Annotated in this window: 9 protein-coding genes; 4 read left to right on the top strand and 5 right to left on the bottom strand. The window is 41.7% G+C overall.

The window, feature by feature from the left end:
* Positions 1–291 precede the first annotated feature (291 nt).
* Positions 292–2,361, bottom strand: coding sequence for a glycine--tRNA ligase subunit beta (gene glyS / locus GKR71_RS02840; protein WP_036948602.1), 2,070 nt, complete (start codon positions 2,359–2,361; stop codon positions 292–294).
* A 9-nt stretch (positions 2,362–2,370) separates the two neighbouring features.
* Positions 2,371–3,279: a glycine--tRNA ligase subunit alpha gene (glyQ, locus tag GKR71_RS02835; RefSeq protein WP_006659589.1), complete on the bottom strand. Its 909-nt coding sequence runs from the start codon at positions 3,277–3,279 to the stop codon at positions 2,371–2,373.
* Positions 3,280–3,478: 199 nt separating this feature from the next.
* On the opposite strand from glyQ, the gene GKR71_RS02830 reads away from it, so the two are divergent.
* Positions 3,479–4,042 (top strand): DNA-3-methyladenine glycosylase I, encoded by a 564-nt coding sequence (locus GKR71_RS02830; protein WP_154633913.1) that lies wholly within the window; start codon positions 3,479–3,481, stop codon positions 4,040–4,042.
* 205 nt (positions 4,043–4,247) lie between these two features.
* On the top strand, positions 4,248–5,504 hold the full coding sequence (locus GKR71_RS02825) for a valine--pyruvate transaminase (RefSeq protein ID WP_108478732.1): 1,257 nt from the start codon (positions 4,248–4,250) through the stop codon (positions 5,502–5,504).
* Positions 5,505–5,723: 219 nt separating this feature from the next.
* On the opposite strand, the gene GKR71_RS02820 is transcribed toward GKR71_RS02825, so the two are convergent.
* Positions 5,724–7,382 (bottom strand): putative transporter, encoded by a 1,659-nt coding sequence (locus tag GKR71_RS02820; RefSeq protein ID WP_036948594.1) that lies wholly within the window; start codon positions 7,380–7,382, stop codon positions 5,724–5,726.
* A 312-nt stretch (positions 7,383–7,694) separates the two neighbouring features.
* Between GKR71_RS02820 and GKR71_RS02815 the strand changes: the two genes are divergently transcribed.
* Entirely contained in the window at positions 7,695–8,051 is a 357-nt protein-coding gene (locus tag GKR71_RS02815; RefSeq protein ID WP_336426618.1) for a YceK/YidQ family lipoprotein, read from the top strand.
* 288 nt (positions 8,052–8,339) lie between these two features.
* Here GKR71_RS02815 and GKR71_RS02810 read toward each other — a convergent pair whose 3' ends face one another.
* Positions 8,340–9,668, bottom strand: coding sequence for a DUF3748 domain-containing protein (locus GKR71_RS02810; protein WP_195848957.1), 1,329 nt, complete (start codon positions 9,666–9,668; stop codon positions 8,340–8,342).
* Positions 9,669–9,791: 123 nt separating this feature from the next.
* Between GKR71_RS02810 and GKR71_RS02805 the strand changes: the two genes are divergently transcribed.
* The gene (locus tag GKR71_RS02805; RefSeq protein ID WP_036948588.1) at positions 9,792–10,406 is read left to right on the top strand and encodes a trimeric intracellular cation channel family protein; all 615 of its coding nucleotides are present in this window, start codon (positions 9,792–9,794) and stop codon (positions 10,404–10,406) included.
* Positions 10,407–10,443: 37 nt separating this feature from the next.
* Here GKR71_RS02805 and ligB read toward each other — a convergent pair whose 3' ends face one another.
* Positions 10,444–12,156, bottom strand: a complete 1,713-nt coding sequence (gene ligB / locus GKR71_RS02800) for an NAD-dependent DNA ligase LigB (protein ID WP_154633911.1) — start codon at positions 12,154–12,156, stop codon at positions 10,444–10,446.
* Positions 12,157–12,344: the final 188 nt, after the last annotated feature.

Raw genomic sequence — 12,344 nt, 5'->3', positions numbered from 1 at the left:
TTCGAACCTCCGACCCACTGGTCCCAAACCAGTTGCGCTACCAAGCTGCGCTACTCGCCGAAAACGGTGTGAATAATACTGCCAAGAATGGGGATCGTCAACCCTATTTTTCGCTAAAACCGTTCGTATGCTGATAAAACCATCAAAATGGTATGGTTTCTTATTTTTACGTCTATTTTTGGATAAAAAATAAGCGCTAAAAATATTTTAGCGCTTATTTATTCCAATCACTGGGAAGGTCATATTTATGCAATTATTTTCTAAATAGAAAATAACTGATTAAAAATCAACCTATTGAAGCAGTGAAATATCTGCAACTTTTAAGAATAACTCGCGAAGCTGGCTTAACAGTGTTAAACGGTTATTCCGCACAGCAGGATCTTCATCCATCACCATGACATTAGCAAAGAATTCATCAACGACGTCACGTAAAGAGGCTAACTCTACGAGTGCTTCTTGGTAGTTACGTTCAGCAAACATTGGCGCAAGCTTGTCTTGCAGTACCACAACGTGAGTGGCTAATTTCACTTCTTCTGGCGTTTTCAGTACAGACGCTAACACGCTATCAGCGAGTTTCTCTTCTGACTTACTCAGAATGTTAGAAACACGTTTGTTGGCAGCTGCCAGCGCTTGTGCTTCTTCTAAAGAACGGAAGTGAGTTACTGCTTTAACGCGCGCATCGAAGTCAGCTGGCTGAGTTGGGCGACGTGCTAATACGGCTTGGATAGTGTCGATGCTGTAGCCCAGTTCTTGGTACCAAGAACGGAAGCGACCTAGCATGAACTCAACCACATCTTCCACGACATTTTTGTTAGTCAGTTTATCGCCATATAGACGTACAGCCTCTTGGGTCATTTCCACAAGATCAAGCTGATAGCCTTTTTCAACGATAATACGTAACACACCTAATGCCGCACGGCGCAGAGCGAATGGGTCTTTATCCCCTTTCGGATGCTGACCGATACCGAAAATACCTGCGAGAGTATCCATTTTTTCAGCTAACGCTAATGCCGCAGAAACATCAGTAGATGGCAATTCATCGCCCGCAAAACGCGGTTGATACTGTTCTTTTAGTGCAAGTGCAACATCTTCTGACTCACCGTCATGGCGAGCATAGTGCATCCCCATAACACCTTGAGTGTCTGTGAATTCAAAGACCATGTTGGTCATCAAGTCACATTTAGCCAGTAAGCCTGCACGGGTTGCGTGATTTACATCCGCACCAATCTTGCTCGCAATCCAACCTGCTAACGCTTCTAAGCGATCGGTTTTATCACGCAGAGTACCTAGCTGTTGCTGGAACAGAACAGTTTCTAAACGTGGTAAGTTATCTTCTAAGCGCTGCTTACGGTCAGTTTTGAAGAAGAATTCCGCATCTGCTAAACGCGGGCGAACGACTTTTTCGTTACCGGAGATAATTTGCTGAGGATCTGAAGACTCAATATTTGCCACAAAGATAAAGTTCGGCATTAACTTGCCAGCATTATCATAAACAGGGAAATATTTTTGGTCGCCTTTCATGGTGTATACCAGTGCTTCAGCAGGAACTTCTAAGAATTTCTCTTCGAATTTTGCTGTTAATACTACTGGCCATTCAACCAAAGAAGCCACTTCTTCAACTAAGCTGTCGGTTAAATCTGCTTTACCGCCCAACGCTTGAGCAGCTTTTTCTGCATCGGCAATAATTGTCGCTTTACGCTCAGCATAATCTGCAATGACTTTACCGCGAGTGCGTAAAATTTCTGGATATTGTTCCGCGTTATCAATTGTGAATTCAGCTTCACCCATAAAACGGTGACCACGGATAATACGGTCGCTCTTAATACCAAGAATTTCACCCTTAACAACATCGCTACCCAGCAGTAATGTCACAGTATGTACTGGACGTACAAACTGAGTTTCTTTATCTGCCCAGCGCATTAATTTAGGGATCGGTAATTTCGCTAGTGAACGGCTAACCATATCAATCAATAATTCGCTGACTGGCTGCCCTTTCATTTGTGCGCGATACAGTAACCATTCGCCTTTATCTGTGGTTAAGCGTTCTGCTTGATCAACGGTGATCCCACAGCCACGCGCCCAACCTTCGGCTGCTTTTGTGGGTTTACCTTCAGCATCAAATGCTTGGGAAATTGCAGGGCCACGTTTTTCAACTTCGCGATCTGGCTGAGCCCCGGATAAGTTTTCCACTTTCAGCGCTAAACGACGAGGTGCAGCAAACCAGTTCACTGCTCCATGAGCGATATCTGCACCATCCAATTCCGCAGTAAAGTTAGCGGCGAATGATTCTGCAAGAGAACGAAGAGCCTTCGGCGGTAACTCTTCTGTACCGATTTCCACTAGGAAAGTCTGTTGAGTCATGACAGCCTCTTAGTTCTTATGACACATAGGGAAACCCAGCGCTTCACGAGAAGCATAATAAGCTTCTGCCACCCCTTTAGTCAGGGTACGGATGCGTAAAATATAGCGCTGGCGTTCTGTGACTGAAATTGCCTTACGGGCATCCAGTAAGTTAAAGGTATGAGCAGCTTTTAAAATACGCTCATAAGCCGGAAGTGGCAGAGGCGTTTCTAAAGCAAGCAGATATTGAGCTTCTTTTTCATACTCTTCAAAGCATTTGAATAAGAATTCAACATTGGCATGTTCAAAGTTATACGTGGATTGCTCAACTTCGTTTTGGTGATAAATATCGCCATATGTGGTTTTACCCAGTGGGCCATCGCACCAAACCAGATCGTACACGCTATCAACGCCTTGAATATACATAGCAAGACGCTCAAGACCATAAGTGATTTCACCGGTTACAGGTTTACACTCCAGACCACCCACTTGCTGGAAGTAAGTAAACTGAGTCACTTCCATGCCATTTAACCAAACTTCCCAACCCAGACCCCAAGCACCCAGTGTTGGGTTTTCCCAGTTATCTTCAACGAAGCGAATGTCATGGACAGTTGGGTCAATACCAAGTTCTTTTAATGAACCTAAGTACAACTCTTGGATATTGTCAGGCGAAGGCTTAATGATCACCTGAAATTGGTAATAGTGCTGTAGACGGTTCGGGTTTTCACCATAGCGACCATCAGTTGGTCGGCGAGATGGCTGAACATAAGCTGCTGCGATAGGCTCTGGACCTAAAGCGCGCAAACACGTCATTGGGTGTGAAGTACCTGCGCCGACTTCCATGTCCAGTGGTTGAACAATGGTACAGCCTTGGCGCGCCCAGTAATCCTGTAATGTCAGGATAAGACCTTGAAAGGTTTTGGTATCAAACTTTTGCATGTTAGATCCGCACGCGATACGTGAAATTTAAGAAAGTGACCAGTATACCCTTTGACCGCCAGATATACAGCAATGAATACGTCTGTAACCATTCTAAAAAGAAAAAAAATTAATTTCACCCCTTTAAAACTGTATTTTTATACAGTATAAAGATTCTATTCTTGCTCACAAGCTGAACATAATTAGAAAAAGGATGAAAATGGAAACCTCACTCACTCGCTGTCATTGGGTCAACCAAGATCCCGAATATATTGCCTATCACGATAATGAATGGGGAAAACCCACCAAGGATAATCAAGAATTATTCGAAATGATCTGCCTCGAAGGCCAGCAAGCAGGGCTCTCTTGGTACACTATTTTGAAAAAGCGCCAAGGGTACCGAGACCTATTCCATCAATTTGATCCTGAAAAGATTGCCTTGATGGATGAAAAAGATATAGAGCGGCTTATGCAAGACTCAAGAATTATTCGTAACAGATTAAAAATCAACGCGATTATTGCTAACGCCAAAGCTTATTTAGCGATGAAAAGCGAAGGAATAGATTTTTCTACTTTCATTTGGGACTTTGTGGACCACCAATCTATTGTGAATAAATGGACGGAATCTGCCCAAGTCCCTGCGGAAACAGAACTTTCTAAAAACTTGTCTAACGCACTGAAAAAACATGGCTTCAAATTTGTAGGTTCTGTTACTTGCTACGCCTTTATGCAAGCCACTGGGATGGTCAATGACCACCTTGTAAATTGTTGCCAGTATCGATAAATCAAAATTTATCGATGGAACCTGAATATATAACAACAAAAATAAACTAAGCTTGGTCAATAAGATAACCCAAAAAACTAATTTATTACCTATGTTTGACATTTTATATGAAAAAGAACTGTAATTAAGCTATTGAACTCTAGGTGGGGGCGCGGTATGTTGGAAATTCCATTAACAACCTAATAAACAAATGTGAATAAATACAATGAATTTCTCTAAATTTGGTAATAAATTTGCTAAGAATTCAGGCATTTCAGAATTAATGAAAGACTTGAATGAAGGTCTCAGAACCCCCGGCGCTATTATGCTTGGTGGTGGGAACCCTGCTCATATTCCTGAGATGGATAAATATTTCCAAGATCTCCTCGCTGAAATGTGTGCCAATGGGCAATTGACCGATACCTTGTGTAACTATGATGGTCCTCAAGGCAAAGATGCCATGTTGAAAGCGCTAGCAGCAACTCTAAAAGCGAAACTAGGCTGGGATATCAGCGCGAAAAATATTGCGCTAACAAACGGCAGCCAAAGTGCGTTTTTCTATCTATTTAACCTACTTGCTGGTCGCTTTGAAGATGGTATCTCTCGTAAAGTGCTTTTCCCAATTGCCCCTGAATATGTGGGTTATGCAGACTCTGGACTTGATGATGATCTTTTTGTGGCAAATAAGCCGCAAATTGAATTTTTGCCTGATGGTCAGTTTAAATATCACGTTGATTTCAACACCCTTGAAATTACTGAAGATATTGGTGTAATTTGCGTATCTCGCCCAACGAATCCAACAGGAAACGTGATCACCGATGAGGAAGTGCTGCATCTTGACCAATTAGCTAAGCAACATAATATTCCATTATTGATTGATAATGCGTATGGTGTTCCCTTCCCTGGCATTATATTTAGCGAAGCCACACCATTTTGGAATGACAATGTCATCCTGTGTATGAGCTTATCAAAACTCGGTCTACCGGGAACTCGCTGCGGTATTATTATTGGTAATGAAGAGTTGATTGGTGCCATCAGTAATATGAATGGCATTATTAGTCTTGCTCCGGGTGGTATCGGTCCAAGCATCGCACTTGAAATGCTACAGCGTGACGATTTATTTGAATTATCTCAAAATGTTATAGGACCATTCTATAAACAGCGCGTTGAAGAAGTCATTAAGATCATTCGCCGCTATATCCCTGAAGATAAATGCCTTATTCATAAACCTGAGGGCGCCATTTTCTTGTGGTTGTGGTTTAAAGACCTGCCAATTAGCTGTTTAGAACTTTATCGCCGCTTAAAAGCACGTGGTGTATTGATGGTTCCGGGACATTACTTTTTCCCAGGACTTGAAGAAGATTGGCAACATGCCCATGAATGTATGCGTATGAACTATGTTCCTGAGCCGGAAAAGATTGAGCAAGGGATTCAAATCCTTGCTCAAGAATTAGAAAAAGCCTATCAAGAATCTGAACGCTAAATCTAGCTGTAGGGTTAAAAAAAGCCCTTTCCATTGAGGAAAGGGCCAAAATTAGCGAGAACTCCATAATTGAAATCGAATATATTTGTACACGACAAATCTTATTCGCGGTTATTAAACCACTTTTTCAATATCAGTTATGGCTAGAACAAAGACCAATTACGCCCTTATATAGACGGATACTTTTTCTCCATATCTTATTCCTTCCTTTATTCACAATCATAATGCCCAAAATAAGATAGCTAATAACTGCGGCGAGATAATGCGTAAAAACATCGCTAAAGGATATACCGTGGCATAAGAAAGTGCCGGTGCTCCGCTGGTTGGATGGATATTATTTGCAAAAGCTAATGCTGGTGGATCTGTCATAGAGCCTGCCAATACACCACATAGGCTTAAATAATTCATTTTTCCGAAAATGCGTGCAACTAAGCCGGTGATAAACAGAGGAATAAAGGTAATTAATAGCCCATAGCCAATCCATGTGAGCCCATCACCTTGAATAAGAGTTTCAATAAAACTCCCTCCCGAATTCAGCCCGACAACTGCCAAGAACATCACAATTCCAAGCTCTCTCAACGCTAAGTTGGCACTTGGTGGCATAAACCAATACAGTCGTCCAATGGTACCTATTCGTCCAAGGATCAAGGCAACAACTAATGGTCCGCCCGCTAAACCTAGCTTCAATGCAGCAGGAAAGCCCGGTACAAATATCGGTAACGAGCCTAAAACAACCCCCAAACCTATTCCAATAAATACAGGCAGCATCTGGACTTGCTGTAATTTTTGTTTCGCGTTTCCAAGTATTGCTGTGACCGCTTCAATTGATTCAGGACGCCCAACAATATTGAGGATATCACCAAATTGCAGTACAGAATTGTTGTTTGCCATCAGGTCAATCCCAGTCCGGTTCAAACGAGTTACCACCACATCATACTTCTGCTTGAGATTCAGTTCTTTTAAACGTTTACTTAGTACAGCGTCATTAGTCACGACCACTCGGACAGAGTGCAATACAGAACTTGAAGTTGATAATGAAGCTTCAACCTCCTCACCAAGGATTAGGCGAACTTTATTTAAGTCTTCTCTTTGCCCAACAACATGCAGTAGATCTCCAAGATGTATTTCTGTCGTCGGCTGAGGCACCACCAGCATTTCCCCGCGTTTTAGCCGCGAGCAAACAATGTCTTCACTGCCAAGCATGGGAATATCTTGCATCATCAAGCCATCAAGATTGGTATTGCGCACCGCGATGTTCATCGTTTGCAGTGAGTCACGATGCTGAACGTTCGCACTATTAAACTCCGCAGCTTCTTTATCTACCGAGATACGAAAGATAATACGAACGAGCCACATCACCAGCAAAATACCGCAAATTCCCATTGGGTAAGCCATCGCATACCCCATTCCCATTTGTCCGACCAAACTCGGATCAGACCCTAAATCAGATAGAATTTGCTGCCCAGCCCCTAACGATGGTGTATTCGTGACTGCGCCCGAGAAAATGCCCAAAATAATTGGTAGAGGAATGTCTGCTATTTTATAGATAATAGCGGTAACGACAGCCCCTAAAATAACCACCATCAAGGCAAATCCATTGAGTTTTAAACCAGAAACACGCAAAGAAGAGAAAAAACCGGGTCCAACTTGTATCCCGATGGTATAAACGAAGAGAATCAAACCAAATTCTTGAATAAAATGCAGCATGTCATTATTGAGAGACAAGCCATAACTTCGCGCAAAATGCCCAACAATAATTCCACCAAAAAGAACCCCGCCAATCCCTAAGCCCACGTTGCGGATTTTCCAATTACCTATCCATAAGCCTAGTGCGGCAGCTAATGCTAATAAACTGACTGTAAGCGCTAATTCACTCATAGACCGCTATCCTTTTGACGACAATGAACCAAAATACGGGACATACGGAGTTATTACATTTGCAACTGAATCGATTGTGCCAAATAAACACAGAGGAAGTTGTGTGATAGAGCACAGTTCACAGCAATTCAATTATGCATTTTCATACTTTAGTTAAAAACAATTTAATTGCTAATTATTAACATCACCGACATAAAATAATACAAAAAAGAGCTATTATTCTGAGGGTATCTTAAATAATAATAGAGTTGCTCGATTGTGAATTTTTAGTTTTTAGTTATTATGATCTCTGATTAGGCAAAATTCATTTAAATGCAGGTCAACATATATATGCCAAGCTTGATTTTTTTTAGGTCGTTAGCATTTTCCACCTTATTAACTCTTACATTAAGTGGGTGCTCCAGTATTATGACTCATGCTGGCCCTACTGATAGCTATTATCCTGGGACAAAAAATAGCGTTGATATGCTGCAGCATGAAGATACCGGCTGGGTAGTTAAGCCGTTGCTGGTTATTGATTTACCATTTACTGCACTCATGGATACATTATTAATTCCGATGGATTATATGCATTCAAACGGCTCACAAGAGGCAGATTCACCAAAAAAACGTGTAGAACAACTTGATAAACAGCGACTTGATAAACAACAGCCAAAGAACCCTCAATAATTTTCCTATATAAAAGTAGCTTATTGATGCTCTAATCAAGAATATAATACTTAAAATATAATTAATATTATTAACTTAATTTAGGTTAATAAATCCTTTATCTTACTGACCAAATTTCCATCTTTTTTAATCTATTCTATTAACCCACCGCTTATTAATTTTAAATCAATATACATGAATCAAATATTGAGCATTTAATTTAATGATTACTTAAGCCCTCTTTTTTTGAAGAATAAAAAGATGAATACCCACCTTTTTATTCTTCATGAGTGTTATTCCAGATAAACTTTAATTAGACAACCCTGTTTCAACAATATAAATCTGTCTAAACCCATTAATATCTCGCATAAATGCTACAAATTTATCATTTGGAGAAAAGACAACAGCATCTGCGACAGGGGCTATTTCTGTTCTCTGAGTTAACCGTTCTAAATCTCCAGTCGCCACATGGCAACGTACAACGCTATTGTCATACACAAAGCAGAGATACTCACCAGTTTTATTCCAACTAAATGCAGACTGAATTGAAAACTTGCCAAATGTCACCTGAGTGAGTACTCCTGTTGCCGTTGCCACCAACCATAATTGCACAATGCCATGATCATCATGCATCAAACAGGCGATTAATTCGCCATTTGGTGAAGTACGCAACCAGTGTCTTGGCTGTTTCGCTAGCCCTGGAAACTTCCGATGATGTGTATACGTTAAACGCCTTTGTTTCACACCCTTAGGCGGCGCTGGCATGGTTTTTTCGGTACCTTGCAGAGGTTCATCGCCTTGGATTTTGAATTCATTTGGATCTTCAGGTAAATCAACTAAGTAAACTTCAGGGACCACGTCACCATTTTGATGATGCGTATCTCCAATAAACGCTAATGCACGTCGTTGCCACTGGCCTTGTTGATTCATATAACCACGTTGACCAACCCACCCCTCTTCATAGGCTCGGCTAATCTCGTCGCTATTCGGAGTTGGCATCAAAGTTGTCTTCGTCACAACACTACAGAAAAAATCGCCGCTATATTCTCTTTCATGACCAATAGGTTCAATGGTCACTGCGCCTGCAGGTACGGCAACAGCCACATTGCGTTGGTCTAATTGAAGATCGATCTCATGCAAAACATGGTCATTATAGGTAAAGCTCAACCACTTCCCATCAGGGCTAAAAACATGAACATGTGTTCCACCTCTGAGCGCACCCGCCATATAAGGTGGCGTAATGCACATTGCATCAATCGGATGCGCAATACCGAGTTGGCAGTCATCAACGTAAACACCTCGGCGATGATGGAAATCATACTGCCAAGACTCATCGGGATATTCTGGACCCTGAATAAAAGCATAACGAGGCGGATTTTCAGCGCTTACAGTGACTACGCCAACATGGGCACCATGCAATCCTCGATAAATTTCTACTTTTTGATGGGTAATAACATGAATTTTTTCTATGGTTTGCCCGGTAAATGAACTGCCAATTGGTCGAACATCATAAGCTAACCACTGGCTATCTGGTGTCCAAACATTAATATTTGTAAGCTGATGACTTCGCGAATCATCAGTAATACACATTTCTTTATAAGGCATTTTATTGCTCAATCTGTTATCCTTTGACATCATTTAACATAGGCTATCGGATTACTTTAACTAATCAATTCTTTAAGAGAATAAAAAATCTCAGTCGAGAAGTTTCACAAGTAATATTACCCTTAGACAATCACTATAGTATTGAATAAAACCATCATGTTATTAAGTGTTCTCTATATTATTGGTATTACTGCCGAAGCCATGACAGGCGCTTTAGCTGCTGGACGCCGTAAAATGGATGTCTTTGGCGTCATTATTATTGCTTCTGCAACCGCCATCGGCGGTGGCTCTGTCCGTGATATTCTACTCGGTCACTACCCTCTAGGTTGGGTTGCCCACCCCGAATACATCATGACCGTAGCAGGTGCCGCCATTGTCACCATCTGGATAGCCCCGATGATGAAACACCTTCGCCGGCTCTTCTTAATACTTGATGCGATTGGCTTAATCGTCTTCTCTATTCTTGGTGCCCAAATAGCCCTCGATATGAATTATAGCCCTATTATTGCCGCCATTGCTGCTGTAGTGACCGGTGTATTTGGCGGTGTACTTCGTGACATGCTGTGTAACACCATCCCTCTGGTTTTCCAAAAAGAAGTCTACGCGGGCGTCTCTTTTGCTGCCGCATGGTTATATATCGGCTTGCTGTATACACCACTCCCTAAAGATATCGTGGTTATTATCACGTTGGTCGCAGGTTTAAGTGCCAGGCTGCTTGCCATCCGCTACCGTTTGGGATTACCTATTTTTAATTACGAAAGCCAAGATTAACCAAAACTGATTTTCCTATCAGCCATTCGTTTAACCGCTAATGGCTGAGATCTAGCTTCTGCAAAGTATACAGTTCCTGCAAAGTGTATAGCGCCTTCTGAATTTCAGGCTCTGCCAACCAGTACTTTAATGCCTGCTTCCGCTTTTCAGATAAACCTAGCGACTCCACAGTCTCTTGTTCACTCAATTCTTCTATCGTGGATATCTTGTTTAGATGTTTAATTTCTAAAGGAATTCCGAACCCTTTCAACCAATTTGTTATTGGCTGCATAGATGTCTTTTGTAACTGGCTAAGCGCATTTGTCGTTTTCTTATTCTTAGGTAATGAATCTTGCCAATGAGGAGAAAGCCAACCAAGCAACGTTGAGAGTCCATATTGCTCTACCCATATCTTCCATGTCTTTTCGCCCACCCCGCGAATCTTTAATTGTTTACCTAGCCAAGCTAGGCGAGCAACAAATTGGGGAGCACAATCTGGTGTGTATGCTAAACAGCTCAATGAATGAAAGTTTTCGAGAGAGGATGTGTTCGGATGCAACCTAGGCTCTCGCCGCCAAATGACTTTTTCCATAAATGGCGTCCCATGTCCTGATAACGTTAACTGGATTTTATCCCCAACTAACACATCTTTTTGTTTCCAGGAATTGAGCGAACCAATGCGGATTTTACTCACTTTTTTATCATCGATTGTGACGGGTTCAATGTTAGCAATCACATTCACAGCCCCTGATCTCCCTACCCGAAAAGTTAAATTAATAACCTCTGAGACCACACTTTTTAGCGGGTATTTCCATGCTACACTCCAACTGTTTTGGTTTGCTCGCCAAACCGATGACGGCGGTGGTGGAAAGCTTTTCAAAACGATACCATCGGTTGCAAATGGCATCGGCGCTGAATAATAATGGTCACGCCACTTGGCTGCTGATTGATAGTCAGAGATTGGATGGCTATATTGTTGTACCCAATCAAATCCTAGCCTCTTTAATTCACTCAATTGACGATCCATAGCGACAGAGTTATCAGACCATGCCCAGATAAAAATGCCGATATCATCCGTGACTTGTGTAGGTAGCTCCTTGCGCATCAGCCAACCCGCAATTTTACTCCGTGCATTTTTTCCACCATCCACATTTTGTACATGTCCATTGAGTCTCCAAAATAATTCACCCTGTAAAACAAGAGGTTGCTTCGCTGAAATAGTTTTGGGGATAGCTTGAATAAAGTCGGCTTTATCTCGCCAATTAAGCCCTTCATTCCCATTGCCCCGGCTAATCATTGACACTAAACGTCCATTTTCATAGTGCAGCGTCACCGCAACACCATCGACTTTAGGTTGCAACCAAACTTCATTACGAGCCTTTATCCATGCTGCTATTTCTTCTGATTTTAATTTTTTCAATCCCGTATGGGGTATGGGATGCTTTATTAATCGTTCAGTTTTAGACTGTAACGGTTGTACTAGAGTGTCAGGTAAATTTTGACAGCGCTGCCCCTGCTGCCACTTCGCCAAAAGTTGGTCATAAACCTCGTCACTCACACCGCTCACACCGCCAATCTGATATTGCCTGTCCCACTCTTGTAGCTGCTCTCCCAGCCGCCGCTGTTCCATTCTTGTTAATTCATTATCTAATGAGCGGCATGCTTTTTGAGAATCTACGGTTTCCGCACCATAGCCTATTGAAATAACAGATTGAAGTAATAGGCAGAACCAACCAAATTTCCAGAGTTTCCTGACTGAAAAATAATGCATAATGTCCCTATTATATTTAAGTTTAAACCATGTTCCGAACCGCTATGTGTTGCATTGCATTCTGAGTCAATAAATCAAGGGTAGCAGCAGGCAATGCCGTTAATTGCATAGCGCTTCGCAAAACAGATGGTATTTTCATTAAGTTAAATTTATTTTCTGGAAGGCGTTCACAATTTTCCAATAACCAA

This window comes from Providencia sp. wls1922, assembly GCF_009706505.1.
In the GTDB taxonomy this organism is placed as follows: domain Bacteria; phylum Pseudomonadota; class Gammaproteobacteria; order Enterobacterales; family Enterobacteriaceae; genus Providencia; species Providencia lanzhouensis.
The sequence above is the reverse complement of the archived record's forward strand: the minus strand, read 5'-3'. Positions and strand labels throughout refer to the sequence as shown.